The sequence below is a fragment of the Chthoniobacter flavus Ellin428 genome, from assembly GCF_000173075.1.
GTDB classification, from domain to species: domain Bacteria; phylum Verrucomicrobiota; class Verrucomicrobiia; order Chthoniobacterales; family Chthoniobacteraceae; genus Chthoniobacter; species Chthoniobacter flavus.
Window position 1 is genome coordinate 32,708 of sequence record NZ_ABVL01000001.1, and the last position, 21,813, is coordinate 54,520.

Sequence of the window (21,813 nt, forward strand, 5' to 3'; positions counted from 1 at the left end):
ACGAAGAGAACGGAAGCGCGACACCGCTCACGGCGCCGATTGGCGCGTGACGATCGGGACATAGCCCACTTCCAAACCCTTGGGCGGCGTCACCAGCAGGGCGGGATCGAATGACACGAGCGCCCCTCGACTCGGTGGCGGCATGTATTCCCGATCGATCGGCCAGGTCGCGTGGATCTTCTCCACGAAAGCCTGCAGCTTCGCCTTCTTCTCCGCACTCCAGTGGTACTGCTGAAAGGACGGCTGATCGACGAACCGATACCACGAATAAGTCACGACTGAGCCGTCAGCCAGTTTCACCGTAAAGGGCCCACTTCTGGGACCGGGTTCACTCCAGGCGCCGACGTTCGGGGAGGTGTAGGGCTCACCGGCATTGGCCAGTTTGAAATCGTGAGATTGCAGCGCCGCGGGGACCTCTGCTGCCGCGACCGCGATTTGTTCTTCTCCGGTCCGTTTGAAATACTGAGGGAATACGCCGACCGTGCTGAGCGCGCTCTTCGACCACTGCAACCCCCACACATTTCCCTCAAAGACTTTGGTATCAAAGGCCTGCTCGACGCCGTGGATCTTCCGACCCTCCTGATCAAAGCGCGGGGTCTTGGTGGTCAACGTGGACTTCCACGCTCCCTTCGGCTCGAAACGTCCGGTGCAAGGCGGACCGCCGTCACGCCAGGCCTTGAAGGCATCGTAGAGAGCCGCTCTGGAGTAATAGGTTACGTCTTCCACGAGGTACGCCCGGCCCGCCGCATCGACCGGAAAATGCAACTGCGGAATCTTCGAGTAAGTCACGCCCTGTGCGTCCGTCGTATCCAACCGGGGCACCGTATTGATCTCCATGGCGCCGCCGCCCATTTTGCCCGGGCGCGCATCGAGACCGCGCCCGTAATCGAAGGGATAATTGAAAATCTTCCCGATCTTGCTCCAGGTCTCGGGGATGTAATAAGCGATCGGGCCCTTGAAGTTTTGCGCGCTGACAAAACAGGTCCAGCTCTGGTCGCCCGTCGGCGGATCGTCCGTGGTGAGATCGGTGAAGGGCAACGCCATCCAGGTGTAGCCGAGGAACTCACCGTTGGGCGTCCCGCGGAAGGGCAGCGCGTCGGGCGGAATCAGCAACCGGTTGCTCAGTTGGGCTACGCCCAGCCGATTGTCCGGGAGCGCAGCGTTGCTGTAAAAGAATGACCAGCCCGGTGAACCGACTTCGTAGTCATAGCATTGCGGCGTGGCATTCATGCTGAACTTCGGCGGGCCGTAGCGGAAGTGGTTGCCCGCCCAGTACCCGAGTCCGCCTTCCACCGTTTGGAAAACGCTGTCCCAGGTGGGGCCGCGTTCCTTCCACTTGCGGGCGAGCGTCCCTTCCGGCGCGAGCGGACGATCTTTGTTGTCCGAATTGTCCGGCGTGATCCACGCGCCAGCCAGGCCGATCTGAAAATTGGCCAAGGGCTGATCGATCAGCGGCCAGACTGCGGTATAAAATCCCATGCCGGCGCTGTACTCGGAATGCTCTGCCGGGCGCGTCGCGCTGAACCCGATATAGCCGTGCAGACCGCCGGAATGGGATGTGACTGCGCCATTCGCCGGGTTCTGTTGCCCGAGACAGATGACAGGCAGGAAAGCAAAAGCGACCGCGGGGAGGAATGAGGTTCTCATTGACTGGGGGCTGCCGGACTAACCAGAACGGTTTCAATTTCAGGTCCCGCGCAGCATGGAGCGGCAGCGCCGAATTACAATCACGGTCATCCTGAGCGAAGCGGGGAAGCATGGGCGGAGTCGAAGGACCTCCAATTTCTGCGGGTTCTCGCGCGGAGCTTCCCCACTTTGCGAGTGACACACGCTACCCCCACCGCCTTCGCCCACGGATATTGGAGATCCTTCGACTGCAGTCAGTCGCTTAGGCTCCTTCCTTGCGCTCAGGATGACCGCATGTGAACGACGGGCGCGCCGTTTGTTTGCGGCGACCAGTGCAAATCGTTTCACCGCCACTCGTGCCGTGGATATTTACGCTGCAGCTCCTGTTTGATCTTCGGGTAGCTATCTTTCCAAAACGTCGCGAGGTTAGACGTAATCTGGATGGGGCGATGGTTGGGCGCGAGGACCTGGATGACGACTGGCACGCGATTGCCGCCGATGCGGATTTCGGTGTCGACGCCGTAGAGATCCTGGATGCGGGTCGCGATCGTCGGTGCGGCTTTCGTGTCGTAGGTAATTTTCGCTTTGCGGCCGTTCGGCAGCTCGATGCGCTCGGGAGCGTATTTCTCCAGCAGGTCTTGCTGCGCGGGGGAGAGCCAGCTCTTCACCGTCGGCCACACCTGGCGTTCCTTGATGTCCTTGTAGCTCGTCGCACCGAGGCAGATTTGTTCAACGAGCATCCGGCGATCGTCGTCGCCGATCTTAGGCAATTCGAATTCCGGATACCAGTTCGCGAGCTGGTTCAGGCGCAGGATCCATTGATCCACCGCGTTGTCCCAGTTCTTCAACGGACACGTGCCGGCTTCCACCTCACGCGCGAGTAACGCCGCGGCTTGTTCCGCCGGAACCTTGTCGGACTGCTCGGCATGCAAGACGAGATCGCGAAAGCGGGTCTGCCGTTTGGCGAGGACGCGGCGGAGCGTGGCATCGAAATAGACCTCAGCGGTTTCAGCGAAGCCATCGGGGAAAAGTTCGCGCAGCCATTCTTCGCGGATTGCAGTAGCCAGCGTGAGCAACGTTTCCACTTCGCCGCGGATTTCCACTTCGCGCACTTCACTCGCCACGAGCAGCGGCGTGCTGACCACGCTTTCGCGCGCGAGCACTCCACGACGGGCATGCACCAGCGCACAACGCAGCGTGCCGCTATCGAGGCGCATGGCAACCATGTCGGGGAAACCGGCGAGCACGCAGCGCTGGAGCGCTTCGTCGGTCACATTGCCGGATTCGATGTTCAGGTCCTCGTCCTTGGCGATACGCAGAAATTGATCGGTCAGCGCAGCAGCTTCACGCGCGGCGATGGCATTGATGCCCAGTGGGCGGCAGGCCTGCGGATTGAAATTGCGCTGCTCGGCAAAACGATGCGCGCGCATGAGGGTAAAAAAATCACTCTCGGCATTTTCGCCGAGCAAGCTTTCGCGGTCTTCCTGCATCTGCTTGCCTTCGGCACGGCGCAGGAGGTTGCGGCCTTGGGTGAGCGCGGCGATGAGCGCGACCGGGCGCACGCAGCCGAGTTCGTGGGCGGCGAGCAACATGCGCGCATAACGTGGATGTGCGGGAAAGGCGAGCATCCGGCGGCCGAGCGGCGTGATGCTGCCGACACTATCGAGCGCGCCGAGATCGGTGAGCAACGTGAGGGCACGCTCGAGGCCGCGCGCGTCCGGCGGCTCCAGCCAGCGGAAAGCGGCCACATCTTCCACGTCGCTCGCTTTCAAGGTGAGCACGACCTCGGCGAGATCGAGGCGTTTCACCTCCGGGAGTTCCTGCCGCGGCGCGATCCTGATGCTCGCGCTCGGTCCACAAGCGCAGGCAACGACCCGGGCGCCGTGCGTCCCGCGCGACCCGCACGCTGATCGGCACTGGCACGCGAGATCCGTTCCACGAGCAACGTGTTGATGCCGCGATAGGGATCGAAACGCGCGATCTTCGCCTGCCCACTGTCGATGACCAGGCGCACGCCTTCGATGGTCAGCGAGGTTTCGGCGACATTCGTCGAGACGATGACCTTGCGCTGGTCGTACCGCGCAACGGCCGCATCCTGATCACCCGCCGGCAATTCGCCGTGCAACGGCAACACCACGCACTGGCCGCCCGCGCGCGTGTGTTTAATCGCCTGGATGGTGCGCTGGATTTCGTACGAGCCCGGCATGAAGACGAGCACGTCGCCGTCGCTTTCCCGGGCAAGCGTCTCGAAGGCATCCGCCGCCGCATCCCACACCGGGAGATCGCCGAGCGATTTGTCGAGATACTCGATATCGACGGGAAAGGTGCGCCCGCGCGAGGTGAGCAGTTCGCAGGGCGCGAGATATTTCTGCAACGAACCCGCATCGAGCGTCGCGGACATGACGACGAGCTTGAGATCGGGGCGCAGCGTCTCCTGCAAATCGAGCGCGCGGGCGAGGGTGATGTCGCCGTAGAGATGGCGCTCGTGAAATTCATCGAAGACGATGACGCTCACGCCGCGGAGCTTCGGATCGGAAAGCATCTGGCGCAGCAACACCCCTTCCGTAACGAAGCGGATGCGCGTCCGCGCGGAGATCACCTTATCGAGACGGATCTGATAGCCGACTTCATCCCCCAGGCGCACGCTGCGTTCGTGCGCAACGCGGGCCGCGAGCATGCGCGTGGCGAGGCGGCGCGGTTGCAGCACGACGATCTCGCCATCCCCGGCGAGCCCCTGGTCGAGAACGATCTGCGGAACCTGCGTGGACTTGCCCGAGCCAGTGGGCGCTTGCAGCACGAGTCGCGAGTGCTGGCGCAACGCAGACACGAGGCTGTTTTCGAGTTCGAAGATGGGAAGTTCGCGGCGATTCAAGGGGAGAGACGAATAGCAGGAATTTTCTGGGGTGATAGCCGTGAGCGTCCAGGCCTCTTAATCTTACCACTGAGGCTGAGGGATTAAGAGTAATATTACGATTAAGGATTAAGAATCAATACACAGCCAAACCTATGCCACGGAAATGATAATTGGTTCAATCAATGCCACCATTCCGATTTCACTTGCTGCCGATAAGCCGTTTGATATGAGTGACTCAGTTCTTTGCCAGCTTAATGTCTCGGCCCAGTGGCCGGGGCAGCGGGGGATCCAATGACCGCCGCGCGTGAAAAACTTGTCGCGCGGCTTCGGGGCGAACGGCGCTTGCGGCGCCGGGGGCACTTGATGGCCCAAGCCCGACAGCTAACTCCGTCAGCATGCAATCAAGAGGCAGATAGGATGCCCTCCGGTTGGCCGTGGTAACACGGCGGATCGCGGCGGCCTGGATGCCCTCAGAACGTCACCGCGCGGTGGCCTCTCGCAAGGGCCACGGCGCACAAGTTAGAAAGCAAAAATTATGGACGGCATGTCTGTCCTATTCTCTGTGGTTTACTGGGTCGTGATAGGGGGATTCGCGATCATGGCCGTTTATTGGCTGATCGGTGTTCGATACATTCCGCACCGTCGTGTCGGCATCCTGGAAAAGCTATGGTCCGAAAAGGGTTCGCTGGGTCACGGCCGCATCATCGCTCTGGCTGGTGAAGCGGGTTACCAGGCGCGCGTACTGCGTGGTGGCCTGCACATTGGCTATCCGTTCTACATGTACAGCGTGCACACCGTGCCGCTGGTCACCATCGCGGAAGGCCGCATCGGCTACGTCTATGCGCGCGACGGTCATCCCCTGACCGCGTCGCAGACGCTCGGCTCGATCGTGGAATGCAATGGCTTCCAGGATCCCGTGGCGTTCCTGACCAACAACGGCCAGCGTGGCCGCCAGCGCGCCATCCTGCGTGAAGGCGTCTACGCCATCAATACGGCGCTCTTTGTCGTCATCACCGAGCAAGGCATTCATGCCGGGCCGGTGAGCCGCCAGGAGCGCGAGCAATGCGCCTCGTGGCAGCAGGAGCTGGATACCGCGCGCGGCTTTTCGCCCGTGCTCGTGGGCTCCGCCTTCTACTCCCAGCGTAGTGGCGATCATGCCGTGCAGACGGATGCCGCGAAGCTCTCGCCGCACGACCTCATCGGCATCATCACCGTGGCTGACGGCCCGACGCTCGACCCGGGTGAATTCATCGCCCCGCAAGTCGGCGACGGCGCCTCGGGCGGACACAATTACTTCCAGGATCCGGATACGTTCCTGGCGCTCGGCGGCCGCCGCGGCAAGCAATTGCAGGTCCTCACGGACGGCACGTACTTCATCAACCGCTGGTTTGCCACGGTTGAGTTGCAACCAAAAACGCTCATCCCGATCGGCTACGTCGGCGTCGTCATCAGCTACTATGGCTCCGCCGGTGAAGACGTCACCGGCCCGCAGTTCCGCTACGGCGTGCAGGTCGAAGCCGGCCGCCGCGGTGTGTGGCGCGATGCCTTGCCGCCGGGCAAGTATGCGCTGAACCCGTATGCCATCAAAGTCGAGCTCGTGCCCACGGTGAACTTCGTCCTGCGCTGGATCACCGGCCAGACGGAGGCGCATCGTTACGATGAAGACCTGACGAGCATCCCGCTCATCACGGCGGACGGTTATGAGCCGCTGCTGCCGCTCTCCCTCGTGCTCCATATCGACTACGAGAAGGCGCCGCGCGTCGTGCAACGTTTCGGCGATGTGCGCCGGCTCATTACGCAAACGCTCGACCCGATCCTCACCGCTTACTTCCGCGATGTGGCCCAGGCCTCGAACATGCTCGACCTGCTGACCAGCCGCGAAGAGATCCAGCGCCGCGCGACCGAGGAACTCGGCCGCCGGTTCCAGAGCTTCGACATCAACTGCGTGGCAGTGCTCATCGGCCGTCCGGAAACCGGGCCGCTCAAGCCCGGCCAGGAAGACCCGATCGACCGTCTCTTCGACCAACTCCGCCAGCGTCGTCTGGCCGAGGAGCAGAAGGCGACCTTTGGCAAGCAACAGGAAGCCGCGGTGCAACAGAAGCTGCTGAACCATGCGCAGGCCGAAGCCGAGCGCCAGACCCAGCTCACGCAAACGCGCGTGGAGATCGAGATCGCGGGCAACCGCGGTGCGGCCCAACTCGCGGAAGCCGAACGGTTGGCAAAACGCGACATCGCGCTGGCCGAAGGCCGGGCCCGGGCCACCGAACTCGAAGGTCAGGGCGAAGGCGCCAAGATCGCGCAGATCGGCCAGGCCGAAGCGAACGTCAGCCGGCAGAAGGTGGAAGCCTTCACTGACCCGCGCCTGTATGCGCTCAGCATTGTGTCCCAACAGCTCGCCCACAGCGAGCAACCGCTGGTGCCGGAGCGCGTCGTGCTCTTCAGTCAGGGCGGCGATGGCAAGACCCCGGCCGAGACTGGGCTGTTCCAGTCCATCATGCAGGTGCTGACCACCTGGCAGAGTATCGGCGGCTTCGAGGAGAAACCGAAAGCGCCGGCTGCGCCGAAGACTCCCGCGGGCACGGAGCCCGAGCAGGAGACTGAGATCATCCGCGTGAACTAAGGTAGCTCACAAGGAACGAGAGCCGTGGCGTCCGATCCGCCACGGCTCTTTTGTTTTTTCGGGGAAAGGATGAAGAAGCGTGTGTAGTTTGATCACGAAGCTCGCCCTTCCACACAAACCGCGCCGCGCACTTCACTTCATCCTTCATCCTTCTCTTCGTAACCCCGCGAACCTCTTCGGCGTTTTGAACGCGGAACCTCTTTGTCTCGTCTTGAATCTGTCGCTGACTCTTTCGCGTAAGAATTCTCGCTCACCTTTCGTATCCGTATCCATGGCCGATCCCACCTCCACACCCGCTTGCCCGACGCGGCGCACCTTGCGACGCATCTGGATTTTCTTCGCCGTCGTCTTGTTTGTCGCCTTCATCGTGGTCAATGGCGCCGCCTACATCGCCGCGCGGACGATGACCCATTACGTACCGAATGCGGTGCGACCGCACATTCATGTGCCGATGACGACTTGGGACAAAACGCGGCTCTTCCTCGGCACACTCTCGCTTCCGCGTCCGGTAAATCATCTCACGCCCGCGGATCGCAAACTCGATTACGAAAGCCTGCACTTCCCCGGTTCTCACGGCCTGCAACTCGAGGCCTGGCGCATCCCTGGCCAGCCCGGCCAGCCCGTCGTCCTCCTCTTCCCTGGCTATTGTGCGAGCAAGGAATCGCTCCTCAATTACGCACGCGAATTTCACGGCCTCGGCTACGAAGCGTGGCTGGTGGATTTTCACGGCGTCGGCGGCTCGCAAGGTTATACCACGACCATTGGCTGGTATGAGGCGGACGATGTGGCCGCGGCGAGTCGTGAGGCGGCCCGTTACCGGCCGGATGCGCCGCAGGTCCTCTTCGGCATGTCGCTCGGCGCGGCGGCCGTCCTCCGCGCGGAACATCTCCACACCGTCCAGCCAGCCGCGCTCATTCTCGAAGCGCCGTACGATCGCCTCGTCACCACCGTGGCGCATCGCTTCAGCGCGTTCGGCATTCCCGGCGTCCCGTTTGCGAATCTGCTCACCTTCTGGGGCAGCAGGCAACTCGGCTTCGATGGCTTCGCGATGAACCCCGTCGACTACGCGCGCGACGTGCAATGCCCAACGCTGCTCCTCGAGGGCGACCGTGATTTCCGCGTCGGCCTGCCCAACGCCCGCGCCATCGCCAAGGCGCTCGGTCCGCACGGCACGTTCGAACTATTCGAAGGCCAGGGACACGCCGCTTATCTCAACCGCGCGCCCGACCAATGGCGACATTCGGTGCACGGGTTCCTCGCTTCTGCAATCGGCGCGCTGCGGTGATTGCGGGAAAAGTGCTTAGTCCTTAGTCTCCGTATCGAGCTCGAATACTGAGCACTGAGAACTAAGCACTCTCTGCTACTGCTTCGCCGCGAGCTTCGCGAGATCCGCCTGCTCCGTCTTGGCGAGCTGCAGCGCGGTCTGATACTTCGCCGCTTCCGCGTTATAGGCGATCACCCCCGCGGCGTCGCCTTTGCGCAGATAGCCGCGTTCGTTCTTCAAGTTCGTATACCATTCCGCCAGTCGCTCGAATTCCTTGCGATTCGCCTCCAGCCGTTCCGCCAGCGAAAGCACCTTCGGTGCGGCGGGCATCGTGGACATCGCCGCCGCCACCCCCTTCGAAGGCGTTGCCGCGGGGGCCGTTGCGTTCGTCGCAGGAACCGTCGCATTCGCTACAGGAGCCGCCGTTTTCGTCGCAGGAGTCGTTGCCGTCACCGGCGTCGGTGCTGGTGTGGGGACGGCCATCGCGGCCGCCGTTTTGAGCGCATCAGTTCCGGGGAGCTTGAAATGCGTATCCCCCGCGGATGCGACTTCGGTCTTCGGCTTGGCCAAATCCTCCAAGGACTGCAGGGAAAAACCCTTGAATCCGTGCAGGGTGTTCATGCTCCCACCGTTGGCGATAAAGAGCGCGAACAGCGGCAGGGTCGCCATGCGCCAATAGCGCGTGGGATACGCCAGTTCGCGGTATTTCATCCGAAAGAAGAGAGGACCAAAAGGAACGAACAGCACCGTGAAGCCCCAGAGGGTGCTCGCGCCGAATGCCGCATTGATGAGCAGGATGCGGCCGATAAAAGCGCAAGCCAGGGCGGCGATCAGAAAAACAACGGCTGGGATGGCATGCATCACTGGTGATTTAGCAAAAAGAGTACCCATACCAGAAGCATAACCCGCAAAATCACGGTGCCCGTGCGCCATTCACGGCTCGGGCCGTCGCGAAATAAACGGGGGAAGCGCAAATAGGGGCTCCTTTCCCAGTTTCGGCGGGAGTCTTGCATTCGCTACACTCCGGCGAAATGATCCGACCCCTGCCCATGTTCTCCCGCGCCCTTTCCTTCCTCGCTGTCCTTTGCCTCGGCCTCGCCACCGTTCGCGCCGCCGCAGACACTCCCGTGAAAATCGCCGTCATCGGCGACTCGACCGTTTGCGAATATCCCGAGGACAGCCCCAGCCGCGGTTGGGGGCATTACATCGGCGACTATTTCAACCCCCACGTGCAGATCGTGAACCTCGCGGCCGGCGGGCGCAGCACGAAGACGTTCATCAAGGAAGGCCGCTGGGCCAAGACGCTGGCCGAGAAACCGCAGTTCATCCTCATCCAGTTCGGTCACAACGATTCCCACGCCAAGGACCACCCGGAAGCGACCGACGCCGCCAGCGATTATCGTGATTACCTGCGGCAGTATGTGACCGAGGCGCGCGGGATTGGCGCCGTGCCGGTCTTTGTCACGCCCATGCACCGGCGCACCTTTGATTCGAATGGCAAACTTACAGACATCCTCGCGCCCTATGCCGATGCGATGAAGGCCATCGGCGCGGAATTGCACGTGCCCGTCGTCGATCTCCACCAGATGAGCGGCGAGCTGTATCTCAAGCTTGGCCAGGAGAAGTGCCACGAACTCGAAAACAAGCCCGGCGACAACACGCACTTCGGCGAAAAGGGCGCCCGCGCCATGGCGGAGTTGGTGATGAGCAAACTGCCGAGTGCAGTGCCGGCGTTGCAGCCGTTGCTCAAGGCCACCGGCGCGGCGAAGTAACACCTCGGAGGGAAGCGTTCGCGCGTGGCATCCGTTTGGCGTGCGTTGTTCTCAGCCCGGAGGGCTGCCGGAACGTAGCCGGGGGTAAGCGAGCTTGCGAGCGCCACCCCCGGAACACCCGTCCTCCACGGGTTCCATCCCGGAGGGATGGTGGAATCTCCTCTCAGCGAGAAATTCCGGCACCACCTTCGGGGTGCATTCATTTGTGGATGATTTCCCGGGGGTGTCACTCGCAGGCTCGCTCAACCCCCGGCTACGGTCCGGCCGCCCTCCGGGCTGGCAGCGGCGCTCGCTGAACGGATACCCCGCGAGTTCCCGCTCTTCATTCCGTCCGGCCCACAATGATGGAAAACGGAGAGGAGCACGTCCCTCCGCGAAGGTTCAGCCGATGCCCGGGAACGGCGCCGCTACGGGCGTGTGGACGCGCCGGTGCGCTTACTCTTTCGGGATTTCGATGCGTGGGAAGAGTGGCGTCGGCTTGCCGAGCTGATGCCCATCGGGTAAGCCGCCCCACTGTGCCTCGGCCAAATGGAAGCGCTCGGCCTTGCCGCTCAAATCCATTTTCCAATTGAGCTGATCGAAGATGCCATGCGCCGATTTCGGCAGCACCGGGGAGAGCAGGATTGCGGTGATGCGCAGCGATTCCGCGAGCCGGTAAAGCACCGCATCGAGGCGTTCCGCCTGCGTTGCGTCCTTGGCCAGCGCCCACGGCTTCTCCGCGTCGATTGATTGATTGCAAGCCACCGCGATATTGATCGCCCGATCGATGGCATGGTGGAGCAGCGGCTCCGCGTTGGCCGGATTGATATTCGAGACGTACGCTTCCACACCTTCCCGGGCAAATTCCGGGCTCTGCGCATCCGCGTCGGTGCGTTTCAAAATCCCTTCGCGGTATTTCGCCACCATGTTGAGCGTGCGATTGAGCAAATTGCCGAGGCTGTTGGCGAGATCGGTGTTGAAACGCTGGATGAGCCGCTCCTCGGAAAAGTCGCTGTCCTTCCCAGTGGCGATGTCGCTCATCAAATAATAGCGCACCGCTTCGGCGCCGTACTTGTCCGCGAGCAGGTCGGGATCGACGACGTTGCCGAGCGTCTTGCTCATCTTCTCGCTCTCGCCGCCCTTGCCCTTGATGTTCCACCAGCCGTGCACGAGCAGCGTGGGGATTTCCTCGTCGGCGAAGCCGATCGCCTTGAGCATGATCGGCCAGTAGACACCGTGCGCGGGGATGAGGATGTCCTTGCCGATGACGTGCACGATGTTGCGCCAGTACTGGAGAAACTTCTCCGACGGACGGGCCGCCGTGGGATCGTAATCCGGCGCGAAGCTGATGTAGTTCACCAACGCGTCGAACCACACGAACGTGACGAACCCCGCGCCGAAGCTTTCGGGAAAAGGAATGCCCCACTTCAGCCGCGTATCGGGACGCGATATGCACAGGTCACCCTCGAGCTTTTCGACCGCGTTGCGCAGCTCGGCGACGCGAAAATCCGGCACGACGAGCGGCTGGCCCGCCTTGCTGCGCGCATCGATGAGATCGAGCAGCCACTGCTTGTGCGGCAGCAGGCGGAAGTAAAAATTCTCCTCTTCGCGAAACTCGACCTGTCCCCACTCCGGGCCAAATTCGCCATCCGGCCCGCGCTCTTTGTCGGTGAGAAATTGCTCCTGCCGCACGGAGTAATAGCCGCCCGCGCTTTTCTTGTAGAGCCACTTGCTCTGACCATCCTCGCCCTTGTCATCCCACAACCGCTGCAGGATCGCGCGTACACATTGCTTGTGTTTTGGATCGGTCGTCGCCGCCCAGCCATCGTATTCGACCTCCAGCTTTTTCCACAGCGCGAGAAACTTGGCGGTGATGCCATCGACGAACTGCTGCGGCTCCACGCTCTGCTTTTCGGCGCTCTGCTGCACCTTCTGCCCGTGCTGATCGACACCAGTGAGAAAGAAAACGTCCTCGCCTTTCAAGCGATGAAAACGCGCGAGCACATCGGCCAGCACCTTCTCGTACGCGTGCCCGATGTGCGGCGCGCCGTTGGTGTAGTCGATTGCGGTGGTGATGAAAAAGGTCTCAGCCATGTTGGGAAAAAGGAGTTTACTGGATGCGCGAGTTGTCGCCGTATTGCCAGAACCATTGAATTTCGACGACTCCGTTGAGTTCGTCGAGTCAGTAGCGCACTGGAACCAAATTGGTACTTTCGAGATCGATTGGCAGATCTTGTGAGCGTGTCCTTAGGAAAGCTATCGCGACGACAGAAGAATTTCGCCAGTCAACGCCCGCGAGCTACGCTGCGCGAAGCGTTTCGCGACGGCGTTTTGGAGATGCGGTAGTCCTCTCTAAGCATTACCCACATCTTTTTGTCGGTTTAGGGACAGCGGGAATTCGGCTGCGGCTCACTGGGAGGGGCGACTTTCTAGAAAAGACCCTGCGTCGCGGAGCGACGCCCCAAAGATGGCGCTCCGCGCGTTTGTTCCGGTCGGCGACTGGAAAGTCGCCGCTCCCAAGGCGCTATCTGTATCGACGCCCAAACACCGAGCAAAGATGTGGGTAATGCTGAGCGTCCTCTACCGCTTTGGGAATCGACTCTCGAAAGCGGCAGGGGACAGCCGCACTCCAGGAACGCAAGCGTCTATGGCTCCCGGTTTCGAATTTATCTTTCCAACTCAGCTCGCCGGCGGCGGAACGGCGCCACCGCCGAGCAAGCTCGCGAGCATGCTTTGCACCTGGCCGTGCACCGGCACCTGACCGTTCGGCGTGAGGTGGTCGACGAGCAGCGGAAGGACCCGCGCGATCGTGGCCGAGGCGAGGTTCGGATCGATGCCGTGCTGCTGCGCGAATTGCTGGACGAACTGGCTGCCGAGCACCTGCTCGATTTGCTCCGCCGAGACCGGGAGGTTTTGCCCCGAGCCGACCCACGACTGGACGACATGGCCAAGGCCGGCGCTTTCGAATTGCTGGAGCAAGCCCCCCAATCCCTGGCCGGAACTGTGATCCGCGATGAGGGAACTGGCGAGGCTGGTGAGGATCTGCGTTTTGTCGCCGCCACCGAGGACGGAACCGAGCAGAGAATCGAAGAGGCCCATAGGAAAATAGAGGGTTGGAAGAGACGTTAACGGAGGCAGAGAGTTTCGGGCGCGCGTTGTGCGGGGTCAACTCTGCAGTGGGAGGGGCAGAACATCCAACACCCAACACTCAACGTCCAACATCCAATGGCGCAAGCGTGTGCGGTATCGCGCGTTCCTCATTGGGTGTTGGACGTTGGATGTTGGATGTTCTGTCTTTCCTGCCTTCCTACTCCCGCTTCCGCGTCAGCACCGTAATCCTTCCATTCGTCTCGAGGATCGCGGTGTGGGCGTCGGCGATGGCCGCGCAGTCTGACTCCCGCAGGGCCGCGAGCAGTTCGTGTTGGGTAAGGCCAGCCTTTTCGAGGGCGTGGGGGCGTAGCTTGCCGTTGTGAATGAGAATCTCCGCCTCGCCGTCGATGATCTTTTCCAGCTTACGGGACCGGCGCGTGATCCAGCTCATGGATGAGCGAAAGCCCGATGAGCGTAGACGCGAGAATCGCCCCGGCGGTGATCGAGTTGTCGCCGCCATTCATCGAATTCTGCACGGCGTTGCTCAGCAGCAGGAAGAGGACAAGCTCAAACGGTGTCATTTGCCCCACCTGCTTCTTGCCCGAGATGCGGATGACAGTGAGCACCATCAAATAGACAACCGCCGCCCGCACGATGAAGTGCCACCACACACCGCCGTTGAAGGACCAGAGATTGCCGGCGCCTGCGTCCATAGGTCAGTCTTTCTTTACTTTGCCGCCCCAGCCCAGGATGCGCGCCTTGCCGCTGGCGGACTCGGCTTCCTTGATCATACCGGCACGCACGTAAAATAGCGAAAGGCTCGACCAGGCGAGCTGCTCGTTGGGCCGCATCTCCACGGTCTTCAGTCCCGCCTCGATCGCCTCCGGGTACTGACCGACCTTCATTAGCGCCATGCCGAGCGCGTGCCAGCCATCGAAGAAATCCGGCGCAAGCTCGGTGCAGCGGCGATACTTCTCCACCGCAGCCTCCAGGTCGCCCAAGGCGAGATCGCCATTGGCATCGTCAAAAAGCTCTTCGATCTCAGGAGGTAGGCTCATCGTCTAGTGCGTCGAGCAAACATGGCAAATGGCACGCCCGCAAGACTTGCAAATCCCGACCGCTTCCATGTCCTGATGATAAAAGCAGAGCATGCGCGGGAGGGATTTAAGGAATGCGCCGAGTTGAGAAAGCGGGGAAGAAGATGTCGCGGCTCTCAACTCTCAGCCATCAACTTTCCGCTCTACGCGCGGAAATGGCTCTCCAGTTGCGCGGCGGCACGGCGCAGCTTGAGCCACTGCTGGAAGAGCGCCGTCTGCTGGAATTCGGCGAGACTGTCGGCGAGCTGGGTTTTGTCGGCCTTGTATTTGGCCTCGTCGATCGGCAGACGCTTGCTGACGTAAACGATCAAGCTGCCATCGGAGCTCGGCACCACCGGGCTGACCTGCCCCTGATGAAGATCGCCGGTCGCCTGCATCACTTCCATGGCGTTCGGCTGATCCATCTTCGGTTCTTTCGGCGAGAAGGCCGGGAAATCCTCCGCCTTGACTCCGAGTTCCTGAGCGGCGGCGGCGAAGGTCTTGCCGCCCTTGATCGCTTCTTCAATCTTGTTGCGCACGTCGGTGGCCTTGAGGTTCAGCGCTTCCTGCGCCCGCTCGTGCTTGAGCGTGTCTGCGAGGTTCGCCTTGGCTTCTTCATAGGCGAGCGGACGCGGCGGCGTGATATTCGCGAGCTGCAGCACATAGTAACCGCGGGGCGTCTCGAGCACGTCGCTGTTCGGCTGGTCCTTGGTGAGCTTGTAGGCCGCGGCGCCGATTTCGCTCGAGGACTCCAAGGCCTCCGGCGGCTTGGAGGCGGGGAACTCCGGCGACTCCTGCACCTTTTCGTTGTACTTGGCCGCCACTTCGTCGAACTTCGCGTTCTTGTCGGTCATTGCCACGCTGAAATCCTCCGCCTTCTTTTGTAGGTCGGTCAGCGCCTTCACGCGGGCGGGGCCGGTCAGCGGCTTGTCCGTGGTCGGCAGGGTGAAGGCCACGAATCGCACCTTGCGGGTTTCATCGGTCTTCAGCGTCGACTTCCGCTCTTCGTAGAGCTTCTTCACGTCCTCTTCCGGCACTTGGGTGGTGGCCAGGAAGTCGTCGAGCTTGAAGCGCACCACCGAAGCCTCGGTCTTCTGGTTGAGTTGGGTGAAGCTATCGCGAATCTCGCTATCGGACGGCGCCACGGTCGTCCCGAGGAGGGCCTTTACCTTCTGGAAACGGATGGAATCGCCGATCAACTCGGACAGATCATCCGTCGTGAACCCCATGCTGGGCAGGACATTCTGGGCGATCATGATGTACTTCTGGGAATCGTAGGCGCCATTGGTCTGAAAGGCGGGGAGGGCCTGCGTGGCCGCGAAGATTTCGTCCTCGGTGGCGCTCACCCCGAGTTCGTCGGCCTCATGCTTGAGAACGAGGCTGTTGAAGAAGAAATTCTCGCGCGCTTCCTGCCGGTTCACGGCCAGCGCCTGATACAGATCCATCATCGGATGCTTGGGCTGGTAGGCCTCCATCTGGGCCAATTGCCGGCAGAGATCGCCCTTGCGGACGCCACGCTGGGCACTCGGGAGGGAGATATTCTTGCCGTAAATGACGGCGACTTTGCCACTTCCGCTCCGGTCCAGGGCGTCGGTGTGACCATAAAGGAGCGCAAAGGATATAATCGTCAGCACCGTTACGGAGATCATAATCGCCTGCTGATATTTTCGGAAAAGATGCTGAACCATGAATTGGGGAAGTTTCTTAGTTGCTTTCGGGCGACTGCATTACTAGCTTCCGCCCCGCAGAGCGCATGAAGCTACGTGCCCCCCTCACTATCCAGCAACTCCTTTTTGCCACCGGTATCGCGTTGCTGATGGCTTTTACCGCCCGCGCGCAGGATTTGATCATCACGAATGACAACCAGCAACGCTCGGTAAAAATCATCGGCGTCTCCGCTTCCGGCAAGATGCTCGATTTCTACGTGGGTCAGGGCCAGCTTGGCCTCCCGCTGGCCAACATCAAGGAGGTCCGGATGCCCGCTCCGCCGGAATACGCCCAGGCCGTCGCCGCCTATCAGGCCAAGGACTTCAACAAAGCGCTCACCCTGCTCAAGGCAGTCACCGCCAAATTCAAGGGGATGCCCTCCACGTGGGCGCAGCACGCCACGGGGATGCTCGGCGATACCTACATTGCCCTCAACGATATCTCGAAGGCGGAAGCCGCCTACAACGACTTCAAGACGCTCTACCCGAACGGCGGCTCGCTGCAATCCGAGATCGGCCTCTCCCGCCTGGCGGTCGCCAAGAAGGATTTCGAGACGGCCAAGCAAAAGATCGGGCCGATCACCGACGCAGCCCTGAAGGAAAAGACCGTGACGGCGGCCAACGCCCTCGCCTACAGCCAGGCCTTCCTGGTGAGCGGCGAAGTCAAGGAAGCCACCGGAAATTTACCCGGCGCCCTCGAAGATTATTTGCGCACGGTAACCCTGTTTTACTATGACCGTGTCGCCGTTGCCGCCGCACAGGAACATGCCGAGGCCCTGCGCACCGCCCACCCCGATGTCGTCGTTCCTTGATTTTCACCTCTTCTCTTCAAAGTCAGTCACTATGATCCACCCCCGCTTCCGCCGTTACATTCCTCTCGCCCTTTGTGTTGCCACCGTCTTGTTGAGCCGCGCCACCGGCCTGGCGCAGGATGACGGCGCCGCTGCTGCGCCTCCCGGTGGCCAGAGCGTCTTCGAAACGATCAAGGAAGGCGGCCCGCTGATCATGCTCATCTGGTGCGCGATCATCGGCACTTCGGTGACGATGGTGACGTTCATCATCCAGAACATCATGCAGTTGCGCAAGGCGAAGCTCGCCCCGCCGCCGCTCATCGCCGCCCTGCAGCAGACCATTCTCGCCGGCAACTACCAGGAAGCCTGGGAGACCTGCAACGCGAACCGCAACTATCTCGCCAACGTCCTCAAGTCCGGCCTCACCCGCATCGGCCGTGGCAAGGAAGCCGTGGAAGACGCGGTGGCCGAACATGGCCTGCGCGAAGCCACCATGCTCCGCACGCGGAACAGCTACCTTTCGGTTATCGGGGTCGTCAGCCCCATGATCGGGCTGCTCGGCACCGTTATTGGTATGATGGGCGCCTTCCGCGTTCTGGCCGGCAGCGGCATCAGCGATCCACGCGCGCTTTCCGGCAAGATCGGTGAAGTGCTCCTCGCCACGGCGAGCGGTCTCTTCATCGCCATCCCGGCCTTCGTTTCCTACTACGTCTTCCGCAACATCTCCCAGATGTGCATCGTGCACGCGGACGACGTGGTGAACTCGCTGCTCCTCGACATTCCCTTCGACGAACTCCAGGGCGTGCAGGTGGGCGACAGCTTTAATTCCGGTGGCGGTGCAATCGCCGCGGGTGCGCGCAAAGTTTCCATCGCTCTCACCACGGCCTGCCCGATCTGCGGCGGCTCGGTCACGCCCGGCGTGAACCCCTGCCCGCACTGTGGTTCGACCCTCGACTGGGAAGCCTAAGCCCTTAAGGGACCTGATCCATGGCCCACCGTGCGACACATGCGAAGCAGAACCGGCAGGCGACCCGGCTTCCTCCCGAGGAAGATCCGGAGTTCCAGATCGCGCCGATGATCGACATTCTGCTCGTGCTGCTCGTCTTCTTCATGTCGATCAGCTCGACGGAAGTGTTGCAGGTCAACAAGGACATCACCCTCCCGGTGGCCAAAGACGCCAAACCGGCGGAGAAGAACACCAAGGGCCAGACAATCGTCAACGTCACCTGGAACCCGATCACCAACATCGGTGGCCTCGAGGTGGACAACAACAAGTTCGGCCAGCCCGAGCAGATGGTCGGCTATTTGCAGACCAAGGTGCAGGCCAATGCCGACATGCGCATCCTCATTCGTGCCGACCGCAACGTGCGCTACGATTACCTCAAGCAGGTGATGATCGCCGCGGGCAAAGCCGGCGTCGGCAAGGTGACCTTCTCAGTGGTCGACAAGGACTCGAACAATCCTTAATCCCCCAACTCATTTTTACGTTCATGCTTAACGAAAGGAACTGCTCATGGCTGGTAGCGTAGGTTCAGAAGACGGCGACATCGGGTTCCAGATCGCGCCCATGGTCGACGTGGTGTTCGTGCTCATGCTCTTCTTCATGGCCAGCGCCGGTTCGCAGGTCACCGAGAACGAGCTGAATATCAGTCTCCCCAGCGGCGCCAAGGCCACGGCGGATTCGACGGCGAAAACGCCGATCATCATCGATATCTCACCCGAGGGCCAGGTCGTGGCCAACAACCAGGCTTTCGGCACGCCGACAGATAAGAATCTCCTCACTTTGCGGGACTGGCTCAAGGCCACCCAAGGCTTTGGCGGGGAAGACCCAGTCATCATCCGGCCCAACTCCGAGACCCGCCACGAGCGCATCATCGATGTCTTGAACGCCTGCGCTGCCGCGGGCATCAAGAATCTGACGTTCTCTTAAGCGTCCATCTTCTCAAGCGACCGCCCGCTCTTCCGGCGGATGCAGGTGCTTGAGCAATTCGGCGAGGCGCTCATCGTAGAGATTGAGCATCGGCGATTCGCCATTGGGCTCGATCCATTCGGGATGCTCGGCCGCCAACGCTTCGTGCATCCTCCGGCGCAGTTCCGCATAGGCGCGGATCTCATCAGCCGGCGACATAAATACCCCCTCGGCGAATATGTGGGGCGCGAGTGGGGGCCGGCGCATGCGGACGGAACAAATCGACGATCCAAGCCAGTCCGCGGAACGGCAACCCGACGACGAAATTCCATATCGCCCGACGTTGAGCCCGGCGAGCCAGCCTGCGCTCACGCCGCGCCAGCAAGCCACCAATCAAGCCGCTTTGGCTAAGTGTCGGGATCGAGGTGCTGTTGGGATACTGGAACCGATAATCTTCCAAGGAAATGGGCATATTCATGGGATTTGGCGGTTTGTGGTTGGATTGAGTTTCGTGTGAACGAACCTCTGTAACACATCTTACGTGCCAGGCCTCCCGTACGGCCTTATCACCCACCTCACCAGCATCTTACGCCCCCAGAACGCCCAGAGGCCCCCCCTCCAATTATTCGTAATCTACGAAATGTCGTCCTTGCAGTTACGAACAATCGTGACTTGCCCCTTTGATGGTAGCATCCCCCATTTTTGTAGCCCGCCCTTTCGTCATTCGTTCCCGCTCAGCGAGATCATTCGTCATTCGTCATTCGTCATCTCCCCTCCGCGCCGGCGCGGAAAGCACACCGCCGCTCCCCCCACGGGAGCGGCGGCGGCTTCTCCTCCGCCGATCATCACCTCGGCGGCTTCCACGCTCTATAAGGTCTTCACATAGATCCACGTCTCCGCCCGCGCACCCGTGGCCGGGTCCCGCACGCTGAGGCGGTGCATCCCCTCGCTCACCTCCGCATACGTCCGTCCATCTCGTTCGCGGAACTCCAGCGAATCGCTCTGCCACACCGCTCGCGCCGCCCCACTCGCCAGCACCGGCACGAACCGGCTCGACGGCAAATCCGGATCGATCACATACGTCGTCCCCGCCACCGGCGCTTCCACCCGCAGCGTCGTGTCCCGCGCATCACACAACGCGCGTGACGCGATCCCATTCTCCCCGCTCTCCATCCACGCGCGATAGTCCGGCCCGAGCTTAACCCGCCCTTCGGCATCGTAATCCGCCGGCGATTCCACCGGCGGCAAATGATCGCGCAAAAACTTCTCCCGCACCGCATCCAGCCGCGCTTGCGTGAGCAGCTTGCCGGTGAGCGGCTGCACCTCGCGCTCCACGACCGTCTCCGGCGTGGCAAACCACGTCGTCCCAAAGCGTGCATGCAAATGCTCCATCACCGCGTGCATGATCGGCGCCGCACCCGTCACCCCCGAGACATCGCGCATCGGCGAGCCATCGAAATTTCCCACCCACGCGCCAACGGTGAATTCCGGCGTGTATCCCACCGTCCAGTTGTCGCGATAATCCGTGCTCGTTCCGGTTTTGCACGCCACCGGAAAATCGAACCGCAACGCCGAGTGAGACCCGAAGCCGATCATCCGCGCGGTATTGTCACTCAGCATATCCGCGATCAGCCACGCCGCATCGCGCGTCTGCGCCGTGTGCCCGGCCGCGACGGGGATCGACGCAATATCCACGCGCTTCTCCAGTGCCGGATCGAGCACCAGGCGATACGGCCGCCACTCGCCGAGTCGCGCCAGCGCCGCATAGGCATTCGTCAGCTCGATCAAACGCGTCTCCGCATTTCCAATCGTCAGCCCGAGGCCATAATGCTCCGCCGGTTCTTCCAGCGTGGTCATCCCCCACGCGCGCAACCGCGCCTGCAGCGGCCCCGCACCGCCGAGCGAACTCAGCACCCGGACCGCCGGGATATTCAGCGAATTGGCGAGCGCCAGCCGATAGCTCAGCGGCCCATGACAGCGTTTGTTGTAGTTCTCCGGCCGATACACTCCCGTCGACGTGGCGAACGTCGCCGGCACATCCGCCACGATCGTCGCCGGCGTCGCTCCACGCTCCAGCGCGAGCAGATAAGTAAAAGGCTTGAACGTCGACCCGGCGGAGCGCGACGCCAATGCGCCATTCACCTGGCCCGTGCCCGGCGCGAAATAATTCTCCGAACCCACCAGCGCGATCACCTCGCCCGTCCGGTTGTCGATCACCACCACCGCGCCGTCGTGCACATTCTTTTCGCGCAACGGCGTGAGCCGTTCTTTCACCGTGTCTTCCACGAAGCGGTTTAGGTCGAGATCGAGCGTGGTCGCCACTGTCGCCGGCGCACCCGCCGGCAATTCCTGCATCACGAAATCCACGAAATGCGGCGCGCGGAAAAGCCGTTGTCGCGGCTGCAGCGTGAGCTTCTCCTGCGACGCGTTGGCAAATTGATCGGCGCCCAGCCAGCCATCGTCCCACATGCGCTCCAGCACCGTCATCTGGCGCTGCTTCGCCTGGGCGAAATTTGCGATGCGGATTCAGCCGCGTCGGATTCTTCGGCAACCCGGCGAGAAACGCCGCTTCCGCATCGCTCAAATCTCCCAGCGGCTTGCCGAAATAGTAATCCGCCGCCGACGCGACGCCGATGTTCATGTTCCCGAAATCAAGCCGGTTCAAATACGCCTCGAGAATTTCGTCCTTCGTCCACAACTGCTCCAACCGCACCGCGCGCACCGCCTCGAGCAGTTTCGTCGTCAGCGTGCGCGGGCGTGGATCTGAAATCTTTACGAGCTGCTGGGTGATCGTCGACGCGCCCGACGTCACGTGTCCGTGCCGCACATTGCCGAAGACCGCACGCGCCAGGGCCGCGAAATCGATTCCGTGATGCTCGAAGAAACGTTTGTCCTCCGCCGCGAGCATCGCGTGAATGAGATTCGGTGGTACGTCCGACAACTCCACCCTGTGCGCGAAACGCTCCTCCGTCCGCGCCTCCCGCAGCGGTACGCCGTGCCGATCCGTAAACTCCACGCTCTGCGCCGCCGGCCGCAACAGCGTCGGCGGCAGCGTCACGAACTGGAGCCCCACCCAGCCCAGCGCCGCCAGCACGACGGCGCCACGTAGCAGCCACCACGCGGTCT

At 61.8% G+C, this 21,813-nt stretch carries 21 protein-coding genes, 1 pseudogene and 1 riboswitch; of the genes and pseudogenes, 8 read left to right on the top strand and 14 right to left on the bottom strand.

What is annotated here, in order from left to right; genetic code table 11:
* Positions 1 to 27: 27 nt before the first annotated feature.
* The 3 genes from CFE428DRAFT_RS00185 to CFE428DRAFT_RS38565 all read right to left on the bottom strand — a co-directional run bounded on the left by CFE428DRAFT_RS00185 (position 28) and on the right by CFE428DRAFT_RS38565 (position 4,498).
* Entirely contained in the window at positions 28 to 1,647 is a 1,620-nt protein-coding gene (locus CFE428DRAFT_RS00185; protein WP_006977365.1) for a hypothetical protein, read from the bottom strand.
* 323 nt (positions 1,648 to 1,970) lie between these two features.
* Positions 1,971 to 3,434 carry an ATP-dependent helicase C-terminal domain-containing protein gene (locus CFE428DRAFT_RS38560; protein WP_006977366.1) on the bottom strand — a complete coding sequence of 488 codons (1,464 nt, stop codon included), beginning with the start codon at positions 3,432 to 3,434 and terminating at the stop codon, positions 1,971 to 1,973.
* Positions 3,431 to 4,498 carry a helicase-related protein gene (locus tag CFE428DRAFT_RS38565; protein WP_006977367.1) on the bottom strand — a complete coding sequence of 356 codons (1,068 nt, stop codon included), beginning with the start codon at positions 4,496 to 4,498 and terminating at the stop codon, positions 3,431 to 3,433. Before CFE428DRAFT_RS38565 ends, CFE428DRAFT_RS38560 begins: the two co-directional genes overlap by 4 nt.
* Positions 4,499 to 4,718: 220 nt before the next feature.
* A riboswitch (cyclic di-AMP (ydaO/yuaA leader) is annotated at positions 4,719 to 4,893 on the top strand.
* Between the two features lie 131 nt (positions 4,894 to 5,024).
* Between CFE428DRAFT_RS38565 and CFE428DRAFT_RS00195 the strand changes: the two genes are divergently transcribed.
* Positions 5,025 to 7,100, top strand: a complete 2,076-nt coding sequence (locus tag CFE428DRAFT_RS00195) for an SPFH domain-containing protein (RefSeq protein ID WP_042724159.1) — start codon at positions 5,025 to 5,027, stop codon at positions 7,098 to 7,100.
* A gap of 271 nt (positions 7,101 to 7,371) precedes the next feature.
* Positions 7,372 to 8,385 (top strand): alpha/beta hydrolase, encoded by a 1,014-nt coding sequence (locus tag CFE428DRAFT_RS00200; RefSeq protein ID WP_006977369.1) that lies wholly within the window; start codon positions 7,372 to 7,374, stop codon positions 8,383 to 8,385.
* Between the two features lie 75 nt (positions 8,386 to 8,460).
* Here the strand turns inward: CFE428DRAFT_RS00200 and CFE428DRAFT_RS00205 are convergent, their stop codons facing one another.
* On the bottom strand, positions 8,461 to 9,225 hold the full coding sequence (locus CFE428DRAFT_RS00205) for a hypothetical protein (RefSeq protein WP_006977370.1): 765 nt from the start codon (positions 9,223 to 9,225) through the stop codon (positions 8,461 to 8,463).
* 170 nt (positions 9,226 to 9,395) lie between these two features.
* On the opposite strand from CFE428DRAFT_RS00205, the gene CFE428DRAFT_RS00210 reads away from it, so the two are divergent.
* Positions 9,396 to 10,136 (top strand): rhamnogalacturonan acetylesterase, encoded by a 741-nt coding sequence (locus CFE428DRAFT_RS00210; RefSeq protein WP_006977371.1) that lies wholly within the window; start codon positions 9,396 to 9,398, stop codon positions 10,134 to 10,136.
* Between the two features lie 435 nt (positions 10,137 to 10,571).
* Here the strand turns inward: CFE428DRAFT_RS00210 and metG are convergent, their stop codons facing one another.
* The 6 genes from metG to CFE428DRAFT_RS00235 form a co-directional block, all read right to left on the bottom strand.
* Positions 10,572 to 12,209, bottom strand: coding sequence for a methionine--tRNA ligase (gene metG / locus CFE428DRAFT_RS00215; RefSeq protein ID WP_006977372.1), 1,638 nt, complete (start codon positions 12,207 to 12,209; stop codon positions 10,572 to 10,574).
* Positions 12,210 to 12,794: 585 nt separating this feature from the next.
* Positions 12,795 to 13,214: a YidB family protein gene (locus CFE428DRAFT_RS00220; RefSeq protein WP_006977374.1), complete on the bottom strand. Its 420-nt coding sequence runs from the start codon at positions 13,212 to 13,214 to the stop codon at positions 12,795 to 12,797.
* A gap of 208 nt (positions 13,215 to 13,422) precedes the next feature.
* Positions 13,423 to 13,656, bottom strand: coding sequence for a DUF421 domain-containing protein (locus CFE428DRAFT_RS38570; protein ID WP_006977375.1), 234 nt, complete (start codon positions 13,654 to 13,656; stop codon positions 13,423 to 13,425).
* On the bottom strand, positions 13,628 to 13,918 hold the full coding sequence (locus CFE428DRAFT_RS38575; protein ID WP_006977376.1) for a DUF421 domain-containing protein: 291 nt from the start codon (positions 13,916 to 13,918) through the stop codon (positions 13,628 to 13,630). Before CFE428DRAFT_RS38575 ends, CFE428DRAFT_RS38570 begins: the two co-directional genes overlap by 29 nt.
* Positions 13,919 to 13,921: 3 nt before the next feature.
* Positions 13,922 to 14,263, bottom strand: coding sequence for a tetratricopeptide repeat protein (locus CFE428DRAFT_RS00230; RefSeq protein ID WP_006977377.1), 342 nt, complete (start codon positions 14,261 to 14,263; stop codon positions 13,922 to 13,924).
* Between the two features lie 182 nt (positions 14,264 to 14,445).
* Entirely contained in the window at positions 14,446 to 15,969 is a 1,524-nt protein-coding gene (locus CFE428DRAFT_RS00235; RefSeq protein WP_006977378.1) for a peptidyl-prolyl cis-trans isomerase, read from the bottom strand.
* A 65-nt stretch (positions 15,970 to 16,034) separates the two neighbouring features.
* On the opposite strand from CFE428DRAFT_RS00235, the gene CFE428DRAFT_RS00240 reads away from it, so the two are divergent.
* From CFE428DRAFT_RS00240 to CFE428DRAFT_RS00255, 4 genes are read left to right on the top strand one after another with little or no spacing between them, the layout of a single operon-like run.
* Positions 16,035 to 16,799, top strand: coding sequence for an outer membrane protein assembly factor BamD (locus tag CFE428DRAFT_RS00240; RefSeq protein ID WP_006977379.1), 765 nt, complete (start codon positions 16,035 to 16,037; stop codon positions 16,797 to 16,799).
* Between the two features lie 31 nt (positions 16,800 to 16,830).
* Positions 16,831 to 17,745: a MotA/TolQ/ExbB proton channel family protein gene (locus CFE428DRAFT_RS32640; protein WP_006977380.1), complete on the top strand. Its 915-nt coding sequence runs from the start codon at positions 16,831 to 16,833 to the stop codon at positions 17,743 to 17,745.
* A 20-nt stretch (positions 17,746 to 17,765) separates the two neighbouring features.
* On the top strand, positions 17,766 to 18,245 hold the full coding sequence (locus CFE428DRAFT_RS32645) for an ExbD/TolR family protein (protein WP_006977381.1): 480 nt from the start codon (positions 17,766 to 17,768) through the stop codon (positions 18,243 to 18,245).
* 46 nt (positions 18,246 to 18,291) lie between these two features.
* Positions 18,292 to 18,708 carry an ExbD/TolR family protein gene (locus CFE428DRAFT_RS00255; RefSeq protein ID WP_006977382.1) on the top strand — a complete coding sequence of 139 codons (417 nt, stop codon included), beginning with the start codon at positions 18,292 to 18,294 and terminating at the stop codon, positions 18,706 to 18,708.
* 12 nt (positions 18,709 to 18,720) lie between these two features.
* Here the strand turns inward: CFE428DRAFT_RS00255 and CFE428DRAFT_RS00260 are convergent, their stop codons facing one another.
* The 4 genes and pseudogenes from CFE428DRAFT_RS00260 to CFE428DRAFT_RS40820 form a co-directional block, all read right to left on the bottom strand.
* Positions 18,721 to 18,906: a hypothetical protein gene (locus CFE428DRAFT_RS00260; protein WP_006977383.1), complete on the bottom strand. Its 186-nt coding sequence runs from the start codon at positions 18,904 to 18,906 to the stop codon at positions 18,721 to 18,723.
* Entirely contained in the window at positions 18,893 to 19,165 is a 273-nt protein-coding gene (locus CFE428DRAFT_RS36820) for a hypothetical protein (protein WP_131989694.1), read from the bottom strand. The genes CFE428DRAFT_RS00260 and CFE428DRAFT_RS36820 overlap by 14 nt, the downstream gene beginning before the upstream one ends.
* 389 nt (positions 19,166 to 19,554) lie before the next feature.
* Complete coding sequence (locus CFE428DRAFT_RS32650) at positions 19,555 to 21,174, bottom strand: penicillin-binding transpeptidase domain-containing protein (RefSeq protein ID WP_006977384.1); 1,620 nt, start codon at positions 21,172 to 21,174, stop codon at positions 19,555 to 19,557.
* Between the two features lie 85 nt (positions 21,175 to 21,259).
* Positions 21,260 to 21,595, bottom strand: a pseudogene (locus CFE428DRAFT_RS40820) (biosynthetic peptidoglycan transglycosylase); the annotation flags it as partial.
* On the opposite strand from CFE428DRAFT_RS40820, the gene CFE428DRAFT_RS41500 reads away from it, so the two are divergent.
* Entirely contained in the window at positions 21,506 to 21,796 is a 291-nt protein-coding gene (locus tag CFE428DRAFT_RS41500; protein ID WP_237705410.1) for a hypothetical protein, read from the top strand. The pseudogene CFE428DRAFT_RS40820 and the gene CFE428DRAFT_RS41500 sit on opposite strands and share 90 nt — an antisense overlap.
* Positions 21,797 to 21,813 lie beyond the last annotated feature (17 nt).